Annotated in this window: 21 protein-coding genes; 13 read left to right on the top strand and 8 right to left on the bottom strand. The window is 72.6% G+C overall.

Going from position 1 to position 25,011, the window contains the following annotated elements; translation table 11 throughout:
• Window positions 1-100 precede the first annotated feature (100 nt).
• Entirely contained in the window at window positions 101-1,357 is a 1,257-nt protein-coding gene (locus AB0D29_RS04000; protein ID WP_362852007.1) for a hypothetical protein, read from the top strand.
• Between the two features lie 18 nt (window positions 1,358-1,375).
• Window positions 1,376-1,891 (top strand): TQO small subunit DoxD, encoded by a 516-nt coding sequence (locus AB0D29_RS04005; RefSeq protein ID WP_030710440.1) that lies wholly within the window; start codon window positions 1,376-1,378, stop codon window positions 1,889-1,891.
• Here AB0D29_RS04005 and AB0D29_RS04010 read toward each other — a convergent pair.
• Both AB0D29_RS04010 and AB0D29_RS04015 read right to left on the bottom strand, forming a co-directional pair.
• Window positions 1,837-2,061 (bottom strand): hypothetical protein, encoded by a 225-nt coding sequence (locus AB0D29_RS04010; RefSeq protein WP_362852008.1) that lies wholly within the window; start codon window positions 2,059-2,061, stop codon window positions 1,837-1,839. The genes AB0D29_RS04005 and AB0D29_RS04010 overlap by 55 nt on opposite strands.
• Window positions 2,048-3,349 (bottom strand): PspC domain-containing protein, encoded by a 1,302-nt coding sequence (locus tag AB0D29_RS04015; protein WP_362852009.1) that lies wholly within the window; start codon window positions 3,347-3,349, stop codon window positions 2,048-2,050. Before AB0D29_RS04015 ends, AB0D29_RS04010 begins: the two co-directional genes overlap by 14 nt.
• A 131-nt stretch (window positions 3,350-3,480) precedes the next feature.
• On the opposite strand from AB0D29_RS04015, the gene AB0D29_RS04020 reads away from it, so the two are divergent.
• The 3 genes from AB0D29_RS04020 (at window position 3,481) to AB0D29_RS04030 (ending at window position 6,656) form a co-directional block, all read left to right on the top strand.
• On the top strand, window positions 3,481-4,776 hold the full coding sequence (locus AB0D29_RS04020; RefSeq protein WP_362852010.1) for a PspC domain-containing protein: 1,296 nt from the start codon (window positions 3,481-3,483) through the stop codon (window positions 4,774-4,776).
• Entirely contained in the window at window positions 4,773-5,462 is a 690-nt protein-coding gene (locus AB0D29_RS04025; protein WP_030710448.1) for a response regulator transcription factor, read from the top strand. Before AB0D29_RS04020 ends, AB0D29_RS04025 begins: the two co-directional genes overlap by 4 nt.
• 90 nt (window positions 5,463-5,552) lie before the next feature.
• Window positions 5,553-6,656 carry an alpha/beta hydrolase-fold protein gene (locus tag AB0D29_RS04030; protein WP_362852011.1) on the top strand — a complete coding sequence of 368 codons (1,104 nt, stop codon included), beginning with the start codon at window positions 5,553-5,555 and terminating at the stop codon, window positions 6,654-6,656.
• A gap of 21 nt (window positions 6,657-6,677) precedes the next feature.
• On the opposite strand, the gene AB0D29_RS04035 is transcribed toward AB0D29_RS04030, so the two are convergent.
• Together AB0D29_RS04035 and AB0D29_RS04040 are read right to left on the bottom strand one after the other, a co-directional pair.
• Window positions 6,678-7,754 (bottom strand): NlpC/P60 family protein, encoded by a 1,077-nt coding sequence (locus AB0D29_RS04035; protein ID WP_362852012.1) that lies wholly within the window; start codon window positions 7,752-7,754, stop codon window positions 6,678-6,680.
• Between the two features lie 122 nt (window positions 7,755-7,876).
• On the bottom strand, window positions 7,877-8,230 hold the full coding sequence (locus AB0D29_RS04040; RefSeq protein WP_030710454.1) for a hypothetical protein: 354 nt from the start codon (window positions 8,228-8,230) through the stop codon (window positions 7,877-7,879).
• Between the two features lie 73 nt (window positions 8,231-8,303).
• Between AB0D29_RS04040 and AB0D29_RS04045 the strand changes: the two genes are divergently transcribed.
• Window positions 8,304-8,651 carry a metalloregulator ArsR/SmtB family transcription factor gene (locus AB0D29_RS04045; protein ID WP_362852013.1) on the top strand — a complete coding sequence of 116 codons (348 nt, stop codon included), beginning with the start codon at window positions 8,304-8,306 and terminating at the stop codon, window positions 8,649-8,651.
• Window positions 8,635-11,157 carry a DNA helicase PcrA gene (pcrA, locus tag AB0D29_RS04050; protein ID WP_362852014.1) on the top strand — a complete coding sequence of 841 codons (2,523 nt, stop codon included), beginning with the start codon at window positions 8,635-8,637 and terminating at the stop codon, window positions 11,155-11,157. The genes AB0D29_RS04045 and pcrA overlap by 17 nt, the downstream gene beginning before the upstream one ends.
• A gap of 49 nt (window positions 11,158-11,206) precedes the next feature.
• Here pcrA and AB0D29_RS04055 read toward each other — a convergent pair whose 3' ends face one another.
• Complete coding sequence (locus AB0D29_RS04055) at window positions 11,207-12,781, bottom strand: M23 family metallopeptidase (RefSeq protein WP_362852015.1); 1,575 nt, start codon at window positions 12,779-12,781, stop codon at window positions 11,207-11,209.
• A 220-nt stretch (window positions 12,782-13,001) separates the two neighbouring features.
• Window positions 13,002-13,784, bottom strand: a complete 783-nt coding sequence (locus AB0D29_RS04060) for an alpha/beta fold hydrolase (RefSeq protein WP_362852016.1) — start codon at window positions 13,782-13,784, stop codon at window positions 13,002-13,004.
• Window positions 13,785-13,958: 174 nt separating this feature from the next.
• On the opposite strand from AB0D29_RS04060, the gene AB0D29_RS04065 reads away from it, so the two are divergent.
• On the top strand, window positions 13,959-14,360 hold the full coding sequence (locus tag AB0D29_RS04065) for a cobalamin B12-binding domain-containing protein (protein WP_030710468.1): 402 nt from the start codon (window positions 13,959-13,961) through the stop codon (window positions 14,358-14,360).
• Window positions 14,361-14,527: 167 nt separating this feature from the next.
• Here AB0D29_RS04065 and AB0D29_RS04070 read toward each other — a convergent pair whose 3' ends face one another.
• Window positions 14,528-16,114, bottom strand: a complete 1,587-nt coding sequence (locus AB0D29_RS04070; protein WP_362852017.1) for a DUF5691 domain-containing protein — start codon at window positions 16,112-16,114, stop codon at window positions 14,528-14,530.
• Between the two features lie 290 nt (window positions 16,115-16,404).
• Window positions 16,405-17,748 carry an SWIM zinc finger family protein gene (locus AB0D29_RS04075; RefSeq protein WP_362852018.1) on the bottom strand — a complete coding sequence of 448 codons (1,344 nt, stop codon included), beginning with the start codon at window positions 17,746-17,748 and terminating at the stop codon, window positions 16,405-16,407.
• Window positions 17,749-17,882: 134 nt separating this feature from the next.
• Here AB0D29_RS04075 and AB0D29_RS04080 point away from each other — a divergent pair, with 134 nt between their 5' ends.
• The 5 genes from AB0D29_RS04080 (at window position 17,883) to sucD (ending at window position 24,984) form a co-directional block, all read left to right on the top strand.
• Window positions 17,883-18,989 (top strand): AAA family ATPase, encoded by a 1,107-nt coding sequence (locus AB0D29_RS04080; protein ID WP_362852019.1) that lies wholly within the window; start codon window positions 17,883-17,885, stop codon window positions 18,987-18,989.
• Window positions 18,986-21,253, top strand: coding sequence for a DUF5682 family protein (locus tag AB0D29_RS04085; RefSeq protein WP_362852020.1), 2,268 nt, complete (start codon window positions 18,986-18,988; stop codon window positions 21,251-21,253). Before AB0D29_RS04080 ends, AB0D29_RS04085 begins: the two co-directional genes overlap by 4 nt.
• Window positions 21,254-21,424: 171 nt before the next feature.
• Window positions 21,425-22,612: a VWA domain-containing protein gene (locus tag AB0D29_RS04090; RefSeq protein WP_362852021.1), complete on the top strand. Its 1,188-nt coding sequence runs from the start codon at window positions 21,425-21,427 to the stop codon at window positions 22,610-22,612.
• Between the two features lie 281 nt (window positions 22,613-22,893).
• Window positions 22,894-24,072 (top strand): ADP-forming succinate--CoA ligase subunit beta, encoded by a 1,179-nt coding sequence (sucC, locus tag AB0D29_RS04095; RefSeq protein WP_361771006.1) that lies wholly within the window; start codon window positions 22,894-22,896, stop codon window positions 24,070-24,072.
• Window positions 24,073-24,093: 21 nt separating this feature from the next.
• Entirely contained in the window at window positions 24,094-24,984 is an 891-nt protein-coding gene (gene sucD, locus AB0D29_RS04100; RefSeq protein WP_362852022.1) for a succinate--CoA ligase subunit alpha, read from the top strand.
• Window positions 24,985-25,011 lie beyond the last annotated feature (27 nt).

Genomic DNA, 25,011 nt, shown 5'->3' on the forward strand with positions numbered 1-25,011 from the left:
CGTTAATCACCTGCTCTGACATCGTGCGCAATCCGGAGCACTGCCGCAGTGGTGCACAATTCGCTGGCATTGCACCGTAGTTCAGAGAGGCGGCACGTTCGTGGCTGTCCAAGAGATGTCCAGAGGTACCCATACCACGGCCTGCACCTGCGAGGAGTGCGCACGTGAGGGCCACCGCCGCGCCGTCGCCGCGTTCTTGGAGAAGCGCGACGAGTTCGCCTCAGGGCTGGGCGTGCCCGCCGCCGTGGCCCACTCGCTCGGCGCCTCCCGCCAGTGGGTCTCCGACGAGCTGACCCTGTCGGCCCGCACCGTCGCCGACCGGGGCCGGGAAGCCGGGAACTCCTGGCTATACCTGTTCTCGCGGCGGGCCGTCCTCGCCGTGTGGATCGCCGCCGGGGTGCTGCTGCTGGTCCAGGTCGCCGCCGCGCTCGGCACCGGCTGGTCCACGGCGCGCACCGCCGGGCTGCTGGCGGCCGTGGTGCTGGCCGGGCTGCTCACCTTCGCCGCCCGCGCCCAGTCGGTGCGCGGCGGGCTGCTGGCCCCGCTGGTCGGCGAGGACAACCGGCTCTCCACCTCCAAGGCGGTGCCCAGTGCCTGGGTGGTGCTGACGGCGTTCGCCACGCTGCTGCCCGCGCTGCGGCTGGCCGCCTCGGCGCCCGGGCCCGAGCGGCAGGCGCTGTACGCGGGCCTCGCGCTGGACCGGGCGCTGCCGCTGCTGGCGGTGGTCTCGCTGACCTCGGGGGTGGCGGTGCTCGTACGCCGGGTGGTGTCCGTACGGATCATGGGTCAGCGGCTGCAGAAGCTGCCGGCGGACCGGCCGCGCGGAGTGGACCTGCTGACCGACGACGCGGGCCGCGGGAGCTTCCCGGACGCGCAGTACGTGCTCGTCTCGACGGTGGTGCTGGTCTACGCGGCGGCGTCGCTGGCCCGCTTCCCGGACCGGCTGCCTCAGCTGCCCTGGGCGCTGGCCCTGCTGGTGGCGCTGTCGGCGGCGGTGTACCTGGCGGCGAAGTACGCGGAGGGCACCCGCCCGCTCGTGCTGTCGGTGGTGCGCAGACGGGAGCCCGGGGACCTGGACGCGGCCGTCCGCCCCGGGGACGACATCGAGATCCGGGGCGTGGGCTTCGTGCCGCCCGGGGCGCAGACACCGGAGATGCTGGCCCGGCTGGTGGTGCGGATCGGGGCGGTGCACGTGCACGTGCCGCTGGTCCCGGTGCCGGGCGGGTTCACCAACCCCTCCGACACCGTGCTGACGGTGCCCATCCCGGCGGAAGTGGAACCGGGCCGCATCGAGATCCAGGTGGTCACCGCCGCAGGAGTGGAATCCAACCGCTGCACCATCGACGTTGCCGAATGATCGGGGTACACATGTTCCGTGACCCGAACCGATGTTCTTGAAGCCGAAGCCCCTCGTGACGCGGTCGGCCTGCGCGAGCTGGCGTCCCGGCACGCGCTGCTGCCCCTGCGGATCTTCCTGGGCGTGACCTTCGTCTACGCGGGGCTGGACAAACTGACCGACTCCGCGTTCCTCTCCGCCAGCGGGGACGGATCCATCGGCGACCTGATGCGCGGGGTGCGCGACACCTCCGCGGTCCCCGCCCTGGTGGACCTGTCGCTGAACTCACCCGTCGGCTTCGCCGTGGCCCTGGCCATCGGGGAGATCCTGGTGGGCCTCGGAACCCTGGTCGGACTGCTGACCCGTGTCGCGGCCCTCGGCGGAGCGCTGATCGCGCTCAGCCTGTGGCTCACGGTGTCGTGGGCGGTGACCCCGTACTACTACGGCAACGACCTCATCTACCTGATGGCCTGGATCCCGCTGATCCTCGCCGGGGCCCCCTACCTGTCGCTGGACTCCGTGATCCGGTCGCGCCTGTCCCGGCGCACGGCGTAGGTCACCATCCCGACCAGGGCGGCGAACGAGAGACCGCCCAAGGTCATCAGGATCACGAGGAACCACGGCAGATCGGCCTCGCCGCCCGCGTCGAGCAGGTACAGCACGCCCGCCGCGATGAGGACCAGCCCCGCGAGGAGCCGTCCGGGCTGGAACTCATGACGCCGCACGGGCCACCTCCACCTGTCCCACACCCGTGTTCAGGTGCAGCTCGATCGTTCCGCCGGCTTCGGTGCCGGCGGCGGGCGCCAGCGTCGCCCGCTGGTGTTCGCCGCCGCTGCGGATCCGTACGTCCCGGCTCGTCTCCCCGGGCATGTGGATGTCGCCCAGGCGGACCGAGACGTCCGCCTCGGCCGTCACCTCGCGCGGCAGGATCACCTTGAGCTGACCCGCGTCGAGGGAGGCGCGCACCGGGACCGTCGCGCCCTTCGGCACGTCCAGGCGGCTCAGGTCCAGGACGGCGAGCCCGGTGCCCGCCTCGTACGAGGGCCGTACGCCGGCCACCGCGGCGGGCCGCCATTCGGTCCGCCGCCAGTCGGTGCCGATCTCGCCCGGCAGCGCCGAGGCCACGGCGAGGAGCCCGGCGGTGACGACCGCGAGCAGGATGGTGCCGAAGCCGGTGCGGCCCTTGACCGAGCTGACGGCGAGGCCCAGGCCGAAGACGGCCAGCGCGGCGGCGAGCCCGATCTGCAGGGCGTGACCGAGGGTGCTGCCCTCCCACACCGAGCCGGTGGAGACGATCCCGGCCAGCAGGGCCAGTACGAACACCCGCCCGCCGATTCCGCCGCGCGGGCGGGGCGCCGCCGGGACGGCCTCGGGAGCCGCCGCGGCGACCGGGCCCGGCGCGCCGGCGACGGCGTCGTCGTCCGGTCCCCACAGGTAGCCGGTCGACCCGACGGGGCCGGTGGTGCCGTCCTTGACCAGCGGGTCCCGCCACCACGACGGACCGCCGGGCGCCGGCGGGGCCTGGGTCTCGGGCGTCGGCGGGCGGTGGCCCGGCGCGTCCTCCGCCTTCGGCGGGCAGGTGTGCCGGTGCCGCTGCGACCAGTACGCCGCCCCGCCCAGGGCGAGGGCGGCCAGCACCGAGAAGACCGCCAGCCCGCCGTTGTCCAGCATCGACAGGAACAGCGCACAGCCCACCAGGGCCGCGAACACCGCGGCCAGTGTCGCGCCCTCGACCCGGCCGGTCAGCAGCTTCTTCGCCTCGCTGTCCTCTTCGCCCTCCTGGGGGAGCAGCAGCCACGCGAAGCCGTAGAAGATCAGGCCGACGCCGCCGGTGACCGCGAGGACACCGAGGACGATGCGGAAGACCACCGGGTCCAGGTCGAAGTACCGGCCCAGGCCGCCGCACACGCCCGCGAGGACCTTGTCGCGCTTGCTGCGGCGCAGGGGCGGCCGGGCGTCGGCTGCCGGGGGACCCCCGGCGTCCGCCGCCGGGGCTTCGTGTACTTCGGTCATGGGTCCATGGTGACGGGCCGCGGTGGCGTGCGGCACCGGGCCCTACCCTGGCGCAACCCTGATATCCCCCGTACAGAAGTGGGGGGATGCCCTGATGCCGGGCCGCGGCCGCGCGTGTGACCCTTGGTGACATGCCCGTAGCCGCCGCTCCCCGTACCCCGCACGCACCGGACGCCGACGAACCACCGCAGCGCAAGCTCTACCGCAGCGCGGACGGCCGGATGCTCGGCGGCGTCGCGCGCGGTCTCGCGGGGCACCTCGGGCTGCCCGTGATCTGGGTCCGGCTGGCGTTCCTCGGCCTGTTCATGTGGGGCGACGGGCTGGGCGTGCTGCTGTACGCCGCGTTCTGGGTCTTCGTACCGCTCGGCGTCGGCGGCCGCAGCGGGCACCGCTCCTTCTTCGAGACGCTCCCCGACGGCAGCCGCCGGCTGCGCAAGCCCGACCGCGGGCAGATCGCCGCGCTGATCGCCCTGTCCGTCGGCGCGGGCATCTTCATCTCGAAGGTCCAGGTCGGCGGCGCCTCCGGCCGGTACGTGTGGCCGACGCTCCTGGTCGGGGCCGGTGTCGTCCTCGTATGGCGGCAGGCCGACAACGCCCGCCGCGCCCACTGGACCACGGCCGCCGGGCGGCACGGGCGCCTGTTCCAGGTGGCCCGGGCCCTCGCCGGAGTCGCCCTCGTCGGTGTGGGCCTGACCGTCTTCATCGTCGTACGGGGCTCCGCCGCACAGCTCGGCAACGTCCTCACCGCCACCCTCGCCGTCCTCGTCGGCGTCGCCCTGCTCGCCGGACCCTGGCTGATCCGGATGACCCAGGACCTCTCCGAGGAACGCCTGATGCGCATCCGCGCCCAGGAGCGCGCCGAGGTCGCGGCCCACGTCCACGACTCGGTGCTGCACACCCTCACCCTGATCCAGCGCAACGCGGAGGACGTCGGCGAGGTGCGCCGGCTCGCGCGGGCGCAGGAACGGGAGCTGCGGAACTGGCTCTACAAGCCCGAGGGCACGGGCAAGGAGGAAGGGGAGGAGCCGGCCACCCTGGCGGACGCCGTGAAGAAGACCGCCGCCGAGGTGGAGGACCACCACGGCGTCCCCATCGAGGTCGTCGTCGTCGGCGACTGCCCGCTCGACGAGGGGCTGGCGGCACAGATCCAGGCAGCGCGCGAGGCGATGGTCAACGCCGCCAAGTACGGTGGCGAGGGCGGGCCCGTGCAGGTGTACGCGGAGGTGGAGGGGCGGACGGTCTTCGTGTCCGTACGGGACCGGGGGCCGGGCTTCGACATCGACGCGGTACCGGACGACCGCATGGGCGTACGAGAATCGATCATCGGCCGGATGCAGCGCAACGGCGGGACCGCACGGCTGCGGTCCGCGCCCGACGGCGGCACGGAAGTCGAGCTGGAGATGGAGAGGGCGGCGAACGCAGGATGACCGAGGACAGCGCTGTGACGGAGACCAGGAGGGTCCGGGTGGTCCTCGTCGACGACCACCGGATGTTCCGCACCGGAGTGCAGGCCGAGATCGGCGAGACCGCGCGGACCGGGGTCGAGGTCGTCGGCGAGGCCGCCGACGTCGACCAGGCCGTCACCGTCATCACCGCCACCCGGCCCGAGGTGGTCCTGCTCGACGTGCACCTGCCCGGCGGCGGCGGGGTCGAGGTGCTGCGGCGCTGCGCCCCGCTGATGGCCGCGGCCGAGAACCCGGTGCGGTTCCTCGCGCTGTCGGTGTCCGACGCGGCCGAGGACGTCATCGGCGTCATCCGGGGCGGCGCGCGGGGCTACGTCACCAAGACCATCACCGGCACCGACCTGGTGGACTCGATCTTCCGCGTGCAGGACGGGGACGCGGTGTTCTCGCCGCGGCTGGCGGGCTTCGTGCTCGACGCGTTCGCCTCCACGGACGCGCCGCCGGTGGACGAGGACCTGGACCGGCTCACCCAGCGCGAGCGCGAGGTGCTGCGGCTGATCGCGCGCGGGTACGCGTACAAGGAGATCGCCAAGCAGCTCTTCATCTCGGTGAAGACGGTCGAATCGCACGTCTCGGCCGTGCTCCGCAAGCTTCAGCTCTCCAACCGCCACGAGCTGACCCGCTGGGCGACGGCCCGCCGGCTGGTGTGACGTACGGCCCGCTCTGACCTGCTGGTGTGACCAACACCGCAGGTCGGACGGGCAACCGGGGCAGGTCGCGCCGCCCTCTACGGTGGCGTGATGAGCTTGACGGGGACCCCCTTCTTCGTGACCGTGATCGCGCTGACCGCGATCGCCGTCGTCCTGCCGTTGGCCGTGTGGAGCAAGGTGCGCGGGCCCGCCGTCGTGCGCACCGCCGTACGCGCGCTGATGGTGGTGTTCGCGCAGGTCACGGCCGTCGCGGTGGTGTTCGTCGCGGTCAACAGGGCCGAGCACTTCTACGCGTCCTGGGGCGACCTGTTCGGCACCGGGAAGTACGTCACCGCCGCCCCCGACCTCGGCCCGGACGGGCTCGGCGGGAAGAAGGTCGAAGAGGCCCCGAAGGTCAAGCAGCAGTTCCAGCCCGTCGAGGGCCTCGGCGGCCGGGTCCAGAAGACCGAGCTCGACGGCAAGATATCCGGGGTCAGGGGCGACGTCATGGTGTGGCTGCCGCCGCAGTACGACGACCCGGCCTACAAGGACAAGAAGTTCCCGGTGGTCGAGCTGATCCCCGGCATACCGGGGACGGGCAAGTCCTGGTTCCAGGGGCTCAAGGCGCACGAGGTGCTGGAGCCGCTGATGAAGAGCGGCAAGGTGCAGCCGTTCATCCTGGTCTCGCCGCGCGCCATGCTCGTCGGCAACGGCGACACCGGCTGCGCGAACATCCCCGGCAAGGTCAACGCGGACAGCTGGTTCAGCGTCGACGTCCGCAAGATGGTCGTCGACAACTTCCGGGCGTCGGAGGAGGCCCGCACCTGGGGCGTGGCCGGGTACTCGGCCGGCGCCTACTGCGCCGCCAAGCTGGCGATCCTGCACCCCGACCGCTACAGCGCGGCCGTCTCCCTGTCCGGCTACAACGACCCCGGCCAGGAGCCCTCCTCCCTGGTCGCCCAGGACCCGCAGCTGCGGGTCTCGCACAACCTGAAGAACCTGCTCAAGGCCACGCCCACGCCGCCGGCGGTCTCGCTGTGGATGTCGGGGGCCGAGCAGGACGGCTACCTGTCCGGCATGGACCTGAAGGGTCTCGCGCAGAAGCCGACCGCCGTGCACGCGGAGAAGGTGGTCGGCGGCCACAACCTCGAATCGTGGTCCAAGCAGCTGCCGCAGACCTTCGGCTGGCTGAGCGGCATCGTCAAGGCGCCGTAGGCCCCGCCGGGCCCGATGGGGTCACGCGGGGCGGGAGGCGCCGGCCCAGGGCATCGAGTCGACCGGTGCCAGGCGGACCGTCGACCCGGGGCGCGGGGCGTGGATCATCTGGCCGTTGCCGATGTAGAGGCCGACGTGGGTCACTCCCGAGTAGAAGAACACCAGGTCCCCGGGGGCCAGCTGGTCGCGGGACACGCGCCGGCCGGCGTTGATCTGGGTGTAGGTGGTGCGGGGCAGGGAGACCCCGGCCGAGCGCCAGGCGGCCTGGGTCAGGCCCGAGCAGTCGAAGGACCCCGGACCCGTCGCGCCCCAGACGTACGGCTTCCCGATCGCGGTGTACGCGAAGGCCACGGCGCGGGCCGCGCGGGAACCTCCCCCAGCTACCGCTGGGAGGTGCCCCCAGGGCGGCGGGGGCGTGCTGCCGCTCGGGGCGGCGGCGGGCGATGCGGAGGCGGCGGGCGTCTGGGCCTCGTAGGCGGCGCGCTCCTCGGCGGTGAGCTTGGCCAGCAGGCGCTTGGCGGCGGCGAGCTTGTCCTCGATCACGGCCTTGTGCGCGGAGAGTTCGTCCTGCTTGGCGCGGAGGTCGGCGAGCTGTCCCGCGGCCTGTTCCCGGAGTTTGCCGACCTCGTCGAGGCGGCGGCGCACGGTGGTGATCCCGGCGGCGTTGCGGTCCCCGGCGCGGGTGATGAACGAGGCCTGGGAGAGGTACTCCTGCGGGTCGGCCGCCAGCGCGAGCTGCACGGCGGTGCCCAGGGAACCGCTGCGGTACTGGGAGGCCGCGAGGGTGCCGAGCGCGCTGCGGGCGGTGTTGAGCTGATCGGTCTTGCGGGCGGTCTCCTCGCGCAGGCCGGTCAGCGCGCGCTCGGCCTCGTCGGCCTTCTCCTTCGCCCCGTTGTACTGCTCGGTCGCCGCCTCGGCCTCCTCGTAGAGCCGGTCCACCTCCGACTTGACCTGGGAGGGGGTGGGCCGGGGATCGGCCTGGGAGGTGCCTTCGAAGGCGGTGGCGGTGGCAGCGCCCGCGAGGGCGAGGGTGGCGGCGGTCGTCCGTGCCGTGCCGCCGGAGAGCGGGCGCTGCCTGGGCTTTCGATGACTGGCCACGGGGGCCTCACGTCCCTTCCCCTGTCGCTGACGCTGGGTCTTGGGGGAGGACGCTAAACCTGAAAGTAACGGGCCGATGTCGAGATGGTCCGAACTGATCGGATGTGGCGGATCGGTATCCGTCAGTGCCAGAGGACGGCGATAAAAATATTGATCATGGTCAGTCCGCCGACCGCGCCGAACATCGCCTTCTCGACCTTCTCCTCGTCGCGCTTGACGTAGACGAGGGCGAGGATCACGAAGAGGATCGCGAGCTTCACGCCGACCTTGACGTTGTTGACCGGCGTGCCGTCCATCTCGTTGAAGCCGACCAGCAGTACGCCCGTCACGAGCATGGTGAGCGCACCGTGCAGCATGGCCGGGGTGAAGCGGGCGGTGCCCGCGCTCATCGCCTTCATCTGGGTCAGGAAACCGCCGAGCAGCGAGGCGATCCCGATGATGTGCAGGCCGACGAAGACATTGATGAGTACGTCCATGCGGACGAGCGTACGGGGCGGGGTTTTCGAACAGCCGGGCGAGGTCCGTACGAGATCTGCGTACAGTTGGGGCATGGCTGCCGCAGCTGACCCGACCCACCCCGCCGCCGACCGCATCGAGCTGGTCGAGGTGCTGGCCGCGCTCGGGCATCCCGTCCGGCTGGAGATCGTCCGCAAGCTGGCCTCCGGCGAGGCGGCGTTCTGCGGCGAGGTCGTGCCCGACCTGCCCAGATCCAGCGTCACGCACCACCTCAAGACGCTGCGCGAGAGCGGAGTGATCCGGCAGCGACCCAGCGGCCGCAAGCTCTACCTCGCACTGCGCCGCGACGATCTGGACGAGTGCTTCCCCGGTCTGCTGGAACTCGTCCTGGCCTGTCGGTCCCGCCCCCTAGACTCGGAATGCGATGAGCAGCCTCTTTGACGACAGTTTCCTGGCGGACCTCACCCCCTCCGACGAGGTCCCGCCGCCGCCCGAGGATCACGGCGCCCCGGAACCGGGCACGGACGATCTCTTCGGGGGGCGGTTCGACGTGCCCATGAGCGGGGACGCGTACTACCGGGACGGCGCCCCCAAGCCCGTCATCGACCCGGCGACGCTCCTGCACGGGCTGAACGAGCAGCAGGCCGCGGCCGTGGTGCACGCGGGCTCGCCGCTGCTCATCGTGGCCGGCGCCGGCTCCGGCAAGACCCGGGTGCTGACCCACCGCATCGGACACCTGCTGTCCGCGCGGAACGTCCACCCCGGCCAGATCCTGGCGATCACCTTCACCAACAAGGCCGCCGGCGAGATGAAGGAGCGCGTCGAGAGCCTGGTCGGCCCGCGCGCCAACGCCATGTGGGTCTCCACCTTCCACAGCGCGTGCGTCCGCATCCTGCGCCGCGAGTCCAAGCGGCTCGGCTTCACCTCCTCCTTCTCCATCTACGACGCGGCCGACTCGAAGCGCCTGATGGCGCTCGTCTGCCGCGACCTGGACCTGGACCCGAAGAAGTTCCCGCCGAAGTCCTTCAACGCCAAGATCTCGAACCTGAAGAACGAGCTGATCGACGAGGAGGCCTTCGCCGACCAGGCCGTCGACGGGTTCGAGAAGACCCTCGCCCAGGCGTACGCGATGTACCAGGGGCGGCTGCGCGAGGCCAACGCCCTCGACTTCGACGACATCATCATGACCACGGTGCACCTGCTCCAGGCGTTCCCCGACGTCGCCGAGCACTACCGGCGCCGCTTCCGGCACGTCCTCGTGGACGAGTACCAGGACACCAACCACGCCCAGTACACGCTGGTGCGCGAGCTGGTCGGCACCGGCTACCCGGACCTGCCCCCGGCCGAGCTGTGCGTCGTGGGTGACGCCGACCAGTCGATCTACGCCTTCCGCGGCGCGACCATCCGCAACATCCTCCAGTTCGAAGAGGACTACAAGGACGCGACGACGATCCTGCTGGAGCAGAACTACCGCTCCACGCAGACGATCCTCTCCGCCGCCAACGCGGTCATCGAGCGCAACGAGAACCGCCGAGCCAAGAACCTGTGGACCGAGGCCGGCACCGGCGCGGTCATCACCGGCTACGTCGCGGACACCGAGCACGACGAGGCGCAGTTCGTCGCCGACGAGATCGACCGGCTGACGGACGCGGGCGACGCCAAGGCCGGCGACGTCGCGATCTTCTACCGGACCAACGCGCAGTCGCGCGTGTTCGAGGAGATCTTCATCCGGGTCGGGCTGCCCTACAAGGTCGTCGGCGGCGTCCGCTTCTACGAGCGCAAGGAGGTCCGCGACGTCCTCGCGTACCTGCGCGTCCTCGCCAACCCGGAGGACAACGTCCCGCTCCGCCGGATCCTGAACACGCCCAAGCGCGGCATCGGCGAGCGCGCCGAGGCGATGATCGACGCCCTCGCGATGCGCGAGAAGATCACCTTCCCGCAGGCACTGCGGCGCGTGGACGAGGCCTTCGGGATGGCCGCCCGCTCGACGAACGCGGTGAAGCGGTTCAACGTGTTGATGGAGGAGCTCCGCACGATCGTCGACTCGGGCGCGGGCCCGGCGGTGGTCCTGGAGGCGGTCCTGGAGCGGACCGGCTACCTCGCCGAACTGCAGGCGTCGACCGACCCGCAGGACGAGACGCGGATCGAGAACCTCCAGGAGCTGGCGGCGGTGGCGCTGGAGTTCGAGCAGGCGCGGGAGGCCGCGACGGCCGAGGCCGCCGAAACCGGAGCCCCGGCTCCCGGGCCCGGCACCCTGGCCGAGTTCCTGGAGCAGGTCGCGCTCGTCGCCGACTCCGACCAGATCCCCGACGAGGACACCGAGGGCACGGGCGTCATCACGCTGATGACCCTGCACACCGCCAAGGGCCTGGAGTTCCCGGTGGTCTTCCTGACCGGCATGGAGGACGGGGTCTTCCCGCACATGCGCGCGCTGGGCCAGACCAAGGAACTGGAGGAGGAGCGCCGCCTCGCCTACGTCGGCATCACACGGGCCCGCGAGCGGCTGTACCTCACCCGGTCGAGCATGCGCAGCGCCTGGGGCACGCCCTCGTACAACCCGCCGTCGCGGTTCCTCGAGGAGATCCCGGCCGAGTACCTCCAGTGGAAGCGGACGGGCGCCACGCAGAAGCCGGCGGGACCGATGCGGAGCTCCGGCTACGGGTCCTCGTCCGCCGGTGCGGGGAAGGCGACCTTCGGCACCTCGCCCGAGGCGTTCCTGTCCTCGTCGCGTACGAAGTCGGGCCCGTCCGGGTTCGCGACGCGGCGGGCCGCGGACAAGCCGGTCATCGCCCTGGTGGTCGGGGACCGGGTCACGCACGACCAGTTCGGGCTCGGCACCGTCATGGAGGTCAAGGGAGCGGGCGCGGACGCGCAGGCCACCATCGACTTCGGGGACGACAAGCCCAAGCGGCTGCTGCTGCGTTACGCGCCGGTGCAGAAGCTGTAGGACCAGGGAGTACGGCGGGCGGCCGCGCGGCCTTCGGGCCGCGCGGCGGTCAGCGCGGGTCCAGGTCGTGGCTGCGCAGCCACGCCAGGGGGTCGATCGCGGCTCCGCCGCCGGGCCGGACCTCGAAGTGGAGGTGCGGGCCGGTGGAGTTGCCGGAGTTGCCGGAGTAGGCGATGACGTCGCCCGCCTTCACCTTGCCGCCGCGGATCTTGGTCGAGCTGAGGTGGCAGTACCAGGTCTCGGTGCCGTCGGGCGCGGTCACTATCGCCATGTTCCCGTAGGCGCTGTTGTACTGGGTGCGCACGGTGCCGTCGGTGGCGGCCATGACCGGGGTTCCGTAGGAGACCGGGAAGTCGATGCCGGTGTGCACGGACATCCACATGCCGCCGGCCTGGCCGAAGTTGGCGCTCAGGCCGTGCTGGTTCACGGGGATGGCGAACTTGGGGCGGGCGGCCTCCTTGGCCGCGGCCTCCTCCGCCTTCTTCTTCTTTTCCTCTTCCTGGCGCTCGCGCAGGTCGATGCGCTCCTGCGTGCGGCTCGCGCGGTCCGCGAAATCGCCCGCGTCGGCGCTGAGCGCGACCAGTTGGGTGTCGAGCTTGGTGTTCGCCGCGACGGGCTTCACCGAGGCCGGGTCGGGCGCGGCCATCGTGGTGGTGTCCTGGGCGGGCTTGTCCGTGTCGGTGAGCCCGCCGACGGAGGCGGCCGCCACGCCCGCGACGCCCATCACACAGGCGGAGGGCACGGCCACGGTCAGCAGGGCGGAACGCTTCGCCGGGGTGCGGCGACGGCTGCTGCCGGCGGCCTTGGCGCTGCCCTTGGTGCTGCCCTTGGTGCTGCCCTTGGCGGCGGTCCGGCGCGCGGCGCGCGGAGCGGCGGTCACGGGCATGGCCTGCGTGGGGAGGTCGTGGACCTCGTGCGCGGAGTGGAGTTCGTGGACCTCGGGCAGCTCGTGGACCTCGGACGCCAGGGACGCCTCGGGGGCCTCGGGGCTCGCGTCGGGGAGCACCTCGAAGACCGCGGTCTGGCTGTAGCCGTCGGCGTACGCGTCGGTTCCGGCCTGGGTCCCGGCGTCGTAGCCGACGGAGGTCGTCCCGTACGCGTACTCCTGTGCCTGCTGCGGCTGCGCGGGCTGGTACTCGTATTCGTACGGGTAAGCGACGTCGGGCTGGGGCTGGGGCTGGACCGGGGTCTCCGCGAGGGTGTTCCAGGCGGTGGCGTCGTAGGCGCCGGTCTCGGTGCCGGTGGTGCCGTAGCCCGGCATCGCCCAGTGCCCGGTCTGCTCGCCGGAGGCGTCGTAGCCGAAGGAGGCCGGCTGGGCCGGCTGGTACTCGGCGTAGCCGGAGTAGTCCGCGCCCCCGCCTTGCGTGTTCCAGGCGCTCGCGTCCCAGGTCCCGGTGGTGTCCTCGGGGGCGGTCTGGGTCGGGATCGTCGACAGGTAAGGGTCCTGGGAGGTCCACGCGGTGGTGTCGTACGCGCCGGTCTCATAGGAGCCGTAGGCGGCGTAGTTGACCCCTTGGCCCTGCGTTTCATAGGAAACGTAGGTCGAGTCACCAGCGAAAGTGGTGGTGGCAAGGCCGTCATACCCGGCATCCGGGTACTGGCCCGGCGAGGGGCGGTCGTTCACCAACTTCTCTTTCGCCTCGGCAGTGGGGCCTGGGTGGCCGGGAACGCGTGGTTCACCGGAGGAGAGCAGTGGCGTGACTGTACCCGTCGGTTACTCGCAACGACAATCTTCGCCGGGTCTCGAGATTGCCGGAACCGGGCATTCGGCCGTCTTTCGGTCGCCGAAAGACGCACCCTTGGCCTTGAGTTCGAAATTCGTTCGACTGGAGGTCGTTCGGCGGCTAGGCGACGGACGCGGCCTCCGAGCCCGCGACGGCGGCCAGACCGGGCCCGTCGAGGGCGCGCCGGACCGCCGCGATGACGGCGGGGTGCGCGGGCAGTGCGAGGTGCCCGATCCCGGTGACCTGCACGTTCTCCACACATAGGTCCGGGTGCTCGATCCGCGCGGTCCCGACCGGAGTCATCAGCGCGTCGAACTCGCTCCAGAAGGCCACGCACCGGGTGGCGCATCCGGGCGCGGGCGCGGCCAGTTCGGCCAGCACCTCGGAGTCCGGGCGCATCTGCCGCACCAGCGGGTGCGCGTCCATGAAGGGCGCGACCCGCGTGCCGGAGTGCGGGGTGCCGAGGGTGACGAGCGTCCGGACGCGGGCGTCGCCGCCGAGGCGCTGCACGTAGTACCGGCCGACCAGCCCGCCCAGGCTGTGCCCGACCAAGTCCACCCGCTCCTGTCCGGTGCGCTCGCACAGCTCCTCGACACGCCGGGCGAGATGGCGGGCGGTGACGCGCAGGTCGAGGGTGAAGGGCGAGTAGTTGTACGCCTCCACGTGCCGCAGGCCGCCCGCCCCGAGGGCGCGGCGCAGGAGCACGAAGACGGACCGATTGTCGGTGAATCCGTGGAGGAGGAGGACGGGCGGGCGTGTCGCGGGTGCGGCGGCGGTGACCTTTTCCTGGCACACTCCGGTCGGATAGAGGAGGAGGTGCCCGCCGAGCACCATCACCTCGAGCACGCCGGCCCGCAGGGCCGCACCGGACAAGGGCATGGGCACGGGTATGTACAGCCCCATCGACGGCCTCCCCTGAGCCTCTTGGGACCCGGGGCTCTTGCGCCACCGTGCCGTGCGGCTGTCGGCGCGGTGGCGCAATGCCGTCCCACGTGTGATTTCCCCCTCGTGATTGACCGCGAAACGGCGGCGTGCGCGATGCTGTACTTAACGTTCGTTCACTCGGGAGGCAGTGCGATGGGTGTGACCGGTCCGATCCGTGTGGTGGTGGCCAAGCCGGGTCTCGACGGCCACGACCGCGGGGCCAAGGTGATCGCGCGGGCGCTGCGGGACGCGGGCATGGAGGTCATCTACACCGGCCTCCACCAGACCCCCGAGCAGATCGTGGACACCGCCATCCAGGAGGACGCCGACGCGATCGGCCTCTCGATCCTCTCCGGCGCCCACAACACGCTGTTCGCGCGCGTGCTGGAACTCCTCAAGGAGCGCGACGCGGAGGACATCAAGGTCTTCGGCGGCGGCATCATCCCGGAGGACGACATCGCCCCGCTCAAGGAGAAGGGCGTGGCCGAGATCTTCACCCCGGGCGCCACGACGACGTCCATCGTGGACTGGGTCCGAGCGAACGTCCGCACCTGACGGCCCCCGCCTTTCAGCCTCGCTCTTTCAGCTTCGCCGGCGTCCAATCCAGCCCCGCCGGCGTTTGAGGTGGGGGTCCCCCCGGACGGAGTCTGGGGGAGGGTCCGGGGCGGAGCCCCAGGTCCTTGAGCCGCACCGGACCGCCAGCCCACCCCACCCGGGAGGGATCAGGCGGCCGGCGCCAACTCCGACAGCATGGCCGCGCGCAGCCGAAGCGTGGCCACCAGCCGCTGAAAGGCCTCGGCCCAGTACGCGGCCGCGCCGGGAACCGCGTCCGGCGGCTCCTCCGTGGCCGCGGTCAGGGCCTCCAGCCGGCCGGCCTCCGCAGGATCGAGGCAGCGTTCGGCCAGGCCCATCACCCCGCTGAAGCTCCACGGATAGCTGCCGGCCTCGCGGGCCATGTCCAGCGCGTCCACCACCGCCCGGCCCAGGGCCCCCGCCCACGGCACGACGCACACCCCGAGCAGCTGGAACGCCTCCGACAGCCCGTGGGCCCGTATGAACTCGGCGACCCACTCCGCCCGTTCCGCGTCCGGCAGGGTCTCCAGAAGCTTGGCCCGCTCCGCGAGCGAAGCCGTGCCGGGACCTGCCGCGGGCGATGCGGACGGCGGGCCGAGCAAGGCTCGCGACCACGCCGCGTCGCGCTGGCGCACCGCCGCCCGGCACCACGCCGCGTGCAGTTCCTCGGTCCATCCCTCGCCCTCGGCGAGCGGCAGCGCCACGATCTCCGCCGGGCCGAGCCCCCCGAACCGCTCCCGCCAGCACGACAGCGGCGCCGCCTCCACGATCTGGCCGAGCCACCAGGCCCGCTCCCCGCGCCCGGCGGGTGGCCGCTTGACCACTCCGTCGCGGAGCATCCCCGCATCGCACTCGGCCGGCGGGGTCACCCCCTCCGGGCCCACGCAGGCCAGGGCGCGCTCCGCCATCCGGCCGGCCAGGGCCGATCGCGGCAGCGCCGACAGCAGTTCGGCGGCCGTCGCGCGGACGTTGCGGCTGCGGTCGCCCAGTGCCGCCTCCAGGAAGGTCTCGTCCCCCTCCGACAGCCCCACCCGCAGCGAATCGAGGAACATCAGCCGGTCCTCGGCCCGTTCGGTGGCCCAGGTCGTCGCCAGCAGTCGCGGCGCGGCCGCCGCCTCGTGGGCCCGTACGGCGCCGAGCAGCGCCACCCGCTCCGCGAACAGTCCTTCCTGCCACAGCCGTTCCACCCCGGCAGGGTCGGTCACCTCGGGCAGGTCCCCGGTGCCGCCCGCCCCGCCGCGCAGGGCGAACCGCCAGTCCGGATTCAGCCGGGCCAGCCACAGCCCGCGCGTGCCGGCCAGGGCCAGCGCCTGCGGCCGCAGGTCCGTACGGGCCCGGGCCGCGTCGAGCAGCGCCGGTACCAGGGAGGCCGGCGCGCGGTATCCGTGCCGGCCGGCCGCGGCCAGCCACTGGGGCAGCAGCTCCGTCAGGTCCGGGGCGGCCCCGCGCCGCCCGCCGCCGCTGCCCGCTGCCGTCCGGCCGGCCAGCAGCTGGGCGAGCCGCCGGCCGGCCGCCTCCGGTGGCGCCGGGCGCGGATCCCGGGGCGCGGGCTGCGGATGCGGACCCGCCGGGGCGGGCCGCAGCCCGGCCCGGCGTCGTACGGCGTGCACGGCCGCCGCGTCCAGCAGTGCCTCCGGCGAGCCGGCCGGGCCACCGCCCCGGCGCCGGTCGGTGCCCAGCAGCGCGGCGCCGACCAGCTCCTCCCACTCCCCGTACCCCTCGTCACCCTTGCTCATCGGGCCCCTCCCTCGCCGCTCGTCCTTCTTCGCGTCCTGCGCCCCGGTCCCGCCCCCTCCGCGGGACCGGGGCTGTCGTGCGTTCGTGTACTGCGCTCAACTGGCGTGGTTGTCGTTCATGCAAGCCCCCCGGCTTCTCGTCGTCACAGCGCCGGCGCCCCCGCGCCGCCGCAACCTCGTCGTGCCGCGTGCGACGCCCCCCGGCGCGCCCGCGTTCCCTCCCCGCCGCCTGTATGACGGCATACGTCCCCCCAGGCCCCCTGCTGTGTGTGGTGTTTTTCCGCCCGCGCTCAGGACAGGGCGACCGGCTCGGGAGAGTCCGGCTGCCACGCCGTCAGCGGGGTGAAGCCGCGGTGGCCGCACTCGCCGAACACCGTCACCGGCCCCCCGCCCGACAACGCGGCCAGCTGCCACAGGCCCGAGCGGGAACGGCTGCCGGACCCGGTGAGCGGCACCGGCAGGGCACAGGTGCCCTCCGCGTCCGCCAGCTGCCAGCCGAGCTCGCCCGGTATCGGGACCACCGGGCCGAGCACCACCGGCCAGGACTCCAGCCACGGGTCCTCCCGCAGCGCCGCCCCGTACGCCTCCAGTGCCGCCCCCGTGCTCACCCCGGCCGGAACCCCGGCGCACGGAACGGCCGCCGAGAGTCTCTCCCCGAGGTCCGCCCGCAGCCCCGCCGATCCGGGCCGGAAGCGGAGCTCCGCCTCCAGCGCCAGTCCGACCGGCAGCGACAGACCCGGCGGCCGCCCGGGCGGTCCGAAGTCCAGTACCAGGGCGGGCCGTCCGCCCTGCAGTCCGCGCAGCCATATCCGGCGGGTGGTGAGCCGGCCGTCCGGTGACACCGAGTCGTACTGGGCCAGCACCAGCCAGCGGTCCCGTACGGCCTCCCCCTCCCCGGAGGCCGGCAGTCCCACCCGGCTGCGCACCGTCGCCGCCAGCTGTTCCGGCAGCCCTGCCACCCCCAGCCAGGCCCGGTCCAGCAGGTGCAGCAGCGCCGCCTCCTCCAGCATCCGGGCGGGCCAGCCCGGGCCGCAACTGGGTATCGTCCCCAACTCCCGCACCCGCGAGGCCAGTCCGGGCGCCTGCGCGTCGACCATCCGGGCCGCGGTCTCCTCCCACCCCGCGTAACCGGCCTGTTCCTGGCCGGCGAGGCCGCCGCGCACCAGATCGGACAGCCGCTGTTCCAGCTCGGTGACGCCCGCGCCGACGCGGGCCGCCCGCCGCTCGGCCCGCTTGCGCGCCCCCTCCTCGTCCACCGGCCCGCCCGCCCCCGCGGCGGGACGCGCGGCCTTGGCCGCCCGGTCCGCCAGCCACTGCGCGGCCCAGTCCGGCGCCTCGCCCGGCTCGCCGACCCCCTCGGCGGACCAGAGCAGCAGCAGCCCCAGAGCGTGCTTGCACGGGAACTTCCGGCTCGGGCAGGAGCACTTGTAGGCCGGTCCGGCCAGGTCCACGACCGTCCGGTACGGCTTGCTGCCGCTTCCCTTGCACAACCCCCACACAGAACCGGAAGAGGAACCTCCGATCTGCGACCACGGACCCGCCCCGCCGAGTCTGCTCCCCGCTTTGCGTGAGGCGTCGTCAGGAGCCAGAGCCAGTACCTGTTCCGCTGTCCAGCGGACCCCCTGCTCAGTCATGTGTTCCACCGTAGAGACCCCCACTGACAATCGCTCTGACCTGCAACGACGTGGCGAGCAGGGGGCGTTGTCAGTGGCGTGGTGCACCTTGGATCCAGCAGTCGGAAGCGGCTGCCGAGCCTTGGAGGGGGACCATGACCACGCCCGAGAACGAACGCCCGGCCGAAGCGCTGCGACCGCACGCCGAAGACGCTTTCGCACACGAACTGAAAGCCCTCGCGGCCGCCGACGACCGGCCCCGGCCGGCCCGCTGGAAGCTCTCCCCGTGGGCCGTCGCCACCTATCTGCAGGGCGGCACGCTCGACGACGGCACGGTCATCACGCCCAAGTACGTGGGACCGCGCCGCATCGTCGAAGTCGCCGTCACCACCCTGGCCACCGACCGCGCACTGCTCCTGCTCGGCGTCCCCGGCACCGCCAAGACCTGGGTCTCCGAACACCTCGCCGCCGCCGTCAGCGGAGACTCCACCCTCCTCGTCCAGGGCACCGCCGGCACCCCCGAGGAGGCCATCCGGTACGGCTGGAACTACGCCCGGCTCCTCGCCCACGGCCCCAGCCGCGAGGCCCTCGTCCCCAGCCCCGTCATGCGGGCCATGGCCGAGGGCATGACCGCCCGCGTCGAGGAGCTCACCCGCATCCCCGCCGACGTCCAGGACACCCTCATCACCGTCCTGTCCGAGAAGACCCTGCCGATACCGGAGCTCGGCGAAGAGGTGCAGGCCGTGCGCGGCTTCAACCTCATCGCCACCGCCAACGACCGCGACCGCGGGGTCAACGAGCTGTCCAGCGCACTGCGCCGCCGCTTCAACACCGTGGTGCTGCCGCTGCCCGCCAGCGCCGACGCCGAGGTCGACATCGTGGCCCGCCGCGTCGACCAGATGGGCCGCGCCCTCGACCTGCCGGCCGCGCCCGAGGGCCTGGAGGAGATCCGCCGCGTCGTCACCGTCTTCCGCGAGCTGCGCGACGGGGTCACCGGCGACGGCCGTACGAAGGTGAAGTCGCCCAGCGGCACCCTGTCCACCGCCGAGGCCATCTCCGTCGTCACCGGCGGCCTGGCCCTGGCCGCCCACTTCGGGGACGGCGTGCTGCGCCCCTCCGACGTGGCCGCCGGGATCCTCGGCGCCGTGGTCCGCGACCCGGCCGCCGACAAGGTGGTCTGGCAGGAGTACCTGGAGGCCGTGGTCCGCGAGCGGGACGGCTGGAAGGACTTCTACCGGGCCTGCCGGGAGGTGACGGTATGAGCCCGAGCCCGCGGGGCCCACTGCTGCTGGGCGTACGGCACCACGGGCCCGGCTCGGCCCGCGCGGTGCGGGCGGCGCTGGAAGCGGCCCGCCCGGAGGCCGTGCTGATCGAGGGGCCGCCCGAGGGGGACGGGCTGCTCGCGCTCGCCGCCGACCCCGGAATGCGGCCGCCCGTGGCGCTGCTCGCGCACGCCGCGGACGACCCCGGCCGGGCCGCGTTCTGGCCGCTCGCCGACTTCTCCCCGGAGTGGGTGGCGATCCGCTGGGCCCAACAGGCCGGCGTACCGGTGCGGTTCATGGACCTGCCGGCCGCGCACTCGCTGGCCGCCGAGCCGGGCGCGGACCACGCCGAGCCCGATGCGGTCCGGGTGGACCCCCTCGCGGTGCTGGCCGAGACCGCCGGGTACGACGACCCCGAACGCTGGTGGGAGGACGTGGTCGAACACCGGGGCGCCGGCGGCGCCGGGGGCGCGGGGGAGGAGGTGCTCGGTGCGTTCGAGGCGCTCGGGGAGGCCATGGGAGCCCTGCGCGAGGCGTACGGCGACGGCGGCCACCACCGCGACCTGGTGCGCGAGGCCTACATGCGGCAGCGGATGCGGGCCGCCCGCCGGGAGTTCGGCGACGCGTACGCCGTCGTGTGCGGGGCCTGGCACGTCCCGGCGCTGCGGGCGAAGACCACCGTGGCCGCGGACAAGGCACTGCTGAGCGGCCTGCCGAAGGTCAAGGTGGAGACCACCTGGGTGCCGTGGACCCACCGCCGGCTCGCCCGGGCCGGCGGATACGGCGCCGGCATCACCTCGCCCGGCTGGTACGCCCATCTCTTCGAGGCTCGGGACCGGCCCGTCGAGCGCTGGCTGACCAAGGTCGCCGGCCTGCTGCGCGCGGAGGACCGGCAGGTCTCCTCGGCGCACGTCATCGAGGCGGTCCGGCTGGCCGAGACCCTCGCCGCGATGCGGGGACGGCCGCTGCCCGGCCTGACGGAGACCCTCGAAGCGGTCCGGGCGGTGATGTGCGACGGCTCCGACATACCGCTCGCGCTGATCGAGGACCGCCTGGTGGTCGGCGACGTGCTCGGCGAGGTCCCGGACGCGGCGCCCGTCGTACCGCTCCAGCGGGACCTGACGAGACAGCAGCGCTCGCTGCGGCTCAAGGCCGAGGCGCAGGACCGCGAACTGGAACTCGACCTGCGCAAGGACACCGACGCGGCGAAGTCCCTCCTGCTCCACCGGCTGCGGCTGCTCGGCATCGGATGGGGCACCCCGGCCGCCTCCCGGGGCAGCACCGGGACCTTCCGCGAGACGTGGCGGCTGCGGTGGGAGCCCGAACTGTCCGTGCGGGTCGCCGAGGCCGGGATCTGGGGCACCACCGTCCTCGCGGCGGCCACCGCCAAGGCCGAGGCCGACGCGGCCGGCGCCGAGGAGCTGGGGGAGGTGACGGCGCTCGCCGAGCGGTGCCTGCTCGCCGGGCTGTCCGAGGCGCTGCCCGCCGTACTGCGGGCCCTCGCGGACCGGGCCGCACTGGACACCGACGTGGCGCGGCTCGCCAAGGCCCTGCCCGCGCTGGCCCGTTCGCTGCGGTACGGGGACGTGCGGGGCACCGACGCGACGGCGCTGGGCACGGTCGCGGCCGGGCTCGCGGAGCGAATATGCGTGGCGCTGCCGCCCGCCTGCGCGGCCGGCCTCGACGCCGACGCGGCGGCGGAGCTGCGGGGCCACGTGGACGGGGTGCACGGAGCGGTGGCGCTGCTGGCCGACACCGACGAGGGGCTGCGGGAGCGCTGGTCCGCGGTGCTGCGGACGCTGGCCGGCCGGGACACCGTGCCGGGCGTCATCCGCGGCCGGGCGGCCCGGCTGCTCCTCGACGACGGGCGGCTGCCGGCCGAGGAGACGGCGCGGCTGATGGGGCTCGCGCTGTCCCCGGCCGCCCCTCCGGCCGACGCGGCGGGCTGGATCGAGGGCTTCGCTGGCGGGAGTTCGGGCGGGGGCACGCTGCTGGTCCACGACGAGCGGCTGCTGGGGCTCATCGACAGCTGGCTGGTGGGGGTGCCGGAGCGGGCCTTCACCGATGTACTCCCGCTGCTGCGGAGGACCTTCGGGGCGTACGAGTCGGGGGTGAGGCGGAGCCTGGGCGAGCTGGTGCGGCGGGGGCCGTCCGCTGCCGCGGCTGCCGTGCCGGGCTCGGCGCCTGCCGGGTTCGGCCCCGAGCTGGATCCCGTGCGGGCGGACGCGGTGGTGGGGCTGGTGCGGATGCTGCTCGCGGGGTGAGGTGCCGCGCCGCTGCCGGGGCTCCGCCCCGGACCCCGCGCCTCAAACGCCGGCGGGGCTGGATTGGTGCGGCGGGCCGGATGGTGAGGCGGGTCGGATGGTGCGGCGGGTCGGATGGATGGGTGAAGCCGGCGGTGCCGGTGGACACGACGAGTGCAGGGGGACGGACGGATGGGCGGTACGGAGATGAGCGCGGGGGTACGACACGGAGCCGCGGACCCCGCCGGAGGCGAGCGGTTGCGGCGGTGGCGGATGGTGCTGGGCGGGGGTGAGGCCGAGGGGACCGGGTGTGTGCTCGCGGGGCGGGATGCGGCGATGGACGCCGCGCTCGGGGCGTTGTACGGGGGCGACGCGGGGTCCCGTAGGGGATCGGGGGCGCGGTCGGCGGGGCTCGGCGGGTCCGCGCCGAACGTGGCGCGTTGGCTGGGGGACATCCGTACGTACTTCCCCAGCTCGGTGGTCCAGGTGATGCAGCGCGACGCGATCGAGCGGCTCGGCCTGTCCACGCTGCTGCTGGAACCGGAGATGCTGGAGGCTGTGGAGCCGGACGTGCACCTCGTGGGCACGCTGCTCTCGCTGAACAAGGCGATGCCCGAGACGACCAAGGAGACGGCGCGGGCCGTGGTCCGCAAGGTGGTCGAGCAGTTGGAGAAGAAGCTCGCGGCGCGGACCCGGGCGACGCTGACCGGCGCCCTCGACCGGTCCGCGCGGATCAGCCAGCCCCGCCACCACGACATCGACTGGGACCGCACGATCCGGGCCAACCTCAAGAACTACCTGCCCGAGTACCGCACCGTCGTCCCCGAGCGGCTGATCGGGTACGGCCGTGCGGCGCAATCGGTGAAGAAGGAGGTGATCCTCTGCATCGACCAGTCGGGTTCCATGGCGGCCTCCGTCGTCTACGCCTCCGTCTTCGGCGCGGTGCTGGCCTCGATGCGCTCGATCGCGACCCGGCTCGTCGTCTTCGACACGGCCGTCGTGGACCTCACCGATCAGCTCGACGACCCGGTCGACGTGCTCTTCGGCACCCAGCTGGGTGGCGGCACGGACATCAACCGCGCCCTCGCCTACTGCCAGTCGAAGATCACCCGGCCCGCCGACACCGTCGTCGTCCTGATCAGTGATCTCTACGAGGGCGGCATCCGCAACGAGATGCTCAAGCGGGTCGCCGCGATGAAGGGGGCGGGGGTCGAGTTCGTGACCCTGCTGGCCCTGTCCGACGAGGGCGCTCCGGCCTACGACCGCGAGCACGCCGCCGCCCTCGCGGCGCTCGGCGCGCCGGCCTTCGCCTGCACCCCCGACCTGTTCCCGGAGGTGATGGCCGCGGCGCTGGAGAAGCGGCCCCTGCCGACACCCTGATGGGTCCGTCCCGGTCCCGCGTGTGAATCGGTGAAACACACGAACTTCCAGTTCAACCGTGAGGCGATCTGTGACAGGTATCACCGCTCAGGTGTGATCTGCGATTTAGGGACCTACGGCCCTCGGGGATAACCTGCGGGACGGACATGCCGCGTCCACGGTCACCGTGTGCGCCTTCCTTGTGACAGCGCCGTCACGTTGCCCTCCGCGGCACGCCCACGCAGATAGCAGACAACCGCGAATCACTGCGAATCTTTAAAAAAGACAAGGGACGGACGCGCGTGGACCTGTTCGAGTACCAGGCGAGGGACCTCTTCGCCAAGCACGGTGTACCGGTGCTGGCCGGTGAAGTCATCGACACGCCTGAGGCGGCTCGCGAGGCCACCGAGCGGCTGGGCGGCAAGTCGGTCGTCAAGGCGCAGGTGAAGGTCGGCGGCCGCGGCAAGGCCGGTGGCGTGAAGCTGGCCGCCACCCCGGACGAGGCCGTCGCCCGGGCGACGGACATCCTCGGCATGGACATCAAGGGCCACACGGTCCACAAGGTGATGATCGCCGAGACGGCTCCCGAGATCCTCGAGGAGTACTACGTCTCGTACCTCCTCGACCGCACCAACCGCACCTTCCTCGCCATGGCGTCGGTCGCGGGCGGCATGGACATCGAGCAGGTCGCCGAGGAGACCCCGGAGAAGCTCGCCAAGGTCCCGGTGAACGCCAACGAGGGCGTGACCATCGAGAAGGCCCGCGAGATCGTCGCGCTGGCGCAGTTCCCGGCCGAGGTCGCCGAGAAGGTCGCCGAGGTCCTCGTGACCCTGTGGGCGACCTTCATCGCCGAGGACGCGCTCCTCGTCGAGGTCAACCCGCTCGCGAAGGTCGCCAACGGCGACGTCATCGCGCTCGACGGCAAGGTCTCGCTCGACGAGAACGCCGAGTTCCGCCAGCCGGGCCACGAGGAGTTCGTGGACCACGCGGCCGCGAACCCGCTCGAGGCCGCCGCCAAGGCGAAGAACCTCAACTACGTCAAGCTCGACGGTGAGGTCGGCATCATCGGCAACGGCGCGGGTCTCGTCATGAGCACCCTCGACGTCGTCGCGTACGCCGGCGAGAACCACGGTGGCGTCAAGCCCGCCAACTTCCTGGACATCGGCGGTGGCGCCTCCGCCGCCGTCATGGCCAACGGTCTCGAGATCATCCTCGGCGACCCGGACGTCAAGTCCGTCTTCGTCAACGTCTTCGGTGGCATCACCGCCTGCGACGAGGTCGCCAACGGCATCGTCCAGGCGCTGCAGCTGCTGAAGGACAAGGGCGAAGAGGTCACCAAGCCCCTCGTCGTCCGTCTCGACGGCAACAACGCCGAGCTGGGTCGCAAGATCCTCTCGGACGCCAACCACCCGCTGGTCCAGCGCGTGGACACCATGGACGGCGCGGCCGACAAGGCCGCCGAGCTCGCGGCTGCGAAGTAAGGGCAGAGGTCACAGACTCACATGGCTATCTTCCTCAACAAGGACAGCAAGGTCATCGTCCAGGGCATGACCGGTGCCACGGGCATGAAGCACACCAAGCTGATGCTGGCTGACGGCACCAACATCGTCGGCGGCGTGAACCCGCGCAAGGCCGGCACCACCGTCGACTTCGACGGCACCGAGGTCCCGGTCTTCGGCTCCGTCGCCGAGGCGATGAAGGAGACGGGCGCCAACGTCTCCGTCCTCTTCGTCCCGCCGGCCTTCGCCAAGGCCGCCGTGGTCGAGGCGATCGACGCCGAGATCCCGCTGGCCGTCGTCATCACCGAGGGCATCGCGGTGCACGACTCCGCCGCCTTCTGGGCGTACGCGACCGCCAAGGGCAACAAGACCCGGATCATCGGCCCGAACTGCCCGGGTCTGATCACCCCCGGCCAGTCCAACGCCGGCATCATCCCGGGCGACATCACCAAGCCCGGCAAGATCGGTCTCGTGTCCAAGTCGGGCACGCTGACCTACCAGATGATGTACGAGCTCCGTGACATCGGCTTCACCTCCGCCGTCGGCATCGGTGGCGACCCGGTCATCGGCACCACGCACATCGACGCCCTGGAGGCCTTCGAGGCCGACCCGGACACCGAGCTGATCGTCATGATCGGCGAGATCGGCGGCGACGCCGAGGAGCGTGCGGCGGACTTCATCGCGAAGAACGTCACCAAGCCGGTCGTCGGTTACGTCGCGGGCTTCACCGCCCCCGAGGGCAAGACCATGGGCCACGCGGGCGCCATCGTCTCCGGCTCCTCCGGCACCGCGCAGGCCAAGAAGGAGGCCCTCGAGGCCGCCGGCGTGAAGGTCGGCAAGACGCCGACCGAGACCGCGAAGCTGGCGCGCGAGATCCTGAACGCCGCTCAGTAAGCAGTCCCCGTACGGACGCACGTACGG

This window comes from Streptomyces sp. NPDC048424 (genome assembly GCF_040651555.1).
Lineage (GTDB): Bacteria > Actinomycetota > Actinomycetes > Streptomycetales > Streptomycetaceae > Streptomyces.

Excerpts from the sequence above, each read along its gene's own strand:
- AB0D29_RS04040 (WP_030710454.1), bottom strand. The coding sequence starts at position 8,230 with ATGGACGTACTCATCAATGTCTTCGTCGGCCTGCACATCATCGGGATC.
- AB0D29_RS04060 (WP_362852016.1), bottom strand. The coding sequence starts at position 13,784 with ATGGGGCTGTACATACCCGTGCCCATGCCCTTGTCCGGTGCGGCCCTG.
- AB0D29_RS04090 (WP_362852021.1), top strand. The coding sequence starts at position 21,425 with ATGGGCGGTACGGAGATGAGCGCGGGGGTACGACACGGAGCCGCGGAC.
- AB0D29_RS04075 (WP_362852018.1), bottom strand. The coding sequence starts at position 17,748 with ATGACTGAGCAGGGGGTCCGCTGGACAGCGGAACAGGTACTGGCTCTG.
- AB0D29_RS04080 (WP_362852019.1), top strand. The coding sequence starts at position 17,883 with ATGACCACGCCCGAGAACGAACGCCCGGCCGAAGCGCTGCGACCGCAC.
- AB0D29_RS04070 (WP_362852017.1), bottom strand. The coding sequence starts at position 16,114 with ATGAGCAAGGGTGACGAGGGGTACGGGGAGTGGGAGGAGCTGGTCGGC.
- AB0D29_RS04030 (WP_362852011.1), top strand. The coding sequence starts at position 5,553 with ATGAGCTTGACGGGGACCCCCTTCTTCGTGACCGTGATCGCGCTGACC.
- sucD (WP_362852022.1), top strand. The coding sequence starts at position 24,094 with ATGGCTATCTTCCTCAACAAGGACAGCAAGGTCATCGTCCAGGGCATG.
- AB0D29_RS04065 (WP_030710468.1), top strand. The coding sequence starts at position 13,959 with ATGGGTGTGACCGGTCCGATCCGTGTGGTGGTGGCCAAGCCGGGTCTC.
- pcrA (WP_362852014.1), top strand. The coding sequence starts at position 8,635 with ATGAGCAGCCTCTTTGACGACAGTTTCCTGGCGGACCTCACCCCCTCC.
- AB0D29_RS04085 (WP_362852020.1), top strand. The coding sequence starts at position 18,986 with ATGAGCCCGAGCCCGCGGGGCCCACTGCTGCTGGGCGTACGGCACCAC.
- AB0D29_RS04025 (WP_030710448.1), top strand. The coding sequence starts at position 4,773 with ATGACCGAGGACAGCGCTGTGACGGAGACCAGGAGGGTCCGGGTGGTC.
- AB0D29_RS04045 (WP_362852013.1), top strand. The coding sequence starts at position 8,304 with ATGGCTGCCGCAGCTGACCCGACCCACCCCGCCGCCGACCGCATCGAG.
- AB0D29_RS04015 (WP_362852009.1), bottom strand. The coding sequence starts at position 3,349 with ATGACCGAAGTACACGAAGCCCCGGCGGCGGACGCCGGGGGTCCCCCG.
- AB0D29_RS04020 (WP_362852010.1), top strand. The coding sequence starts at position 3,481 with ATGCCCGTAGCCGCCGCTCCCCGTACCCCGCACGCACCGGACGCCGAC.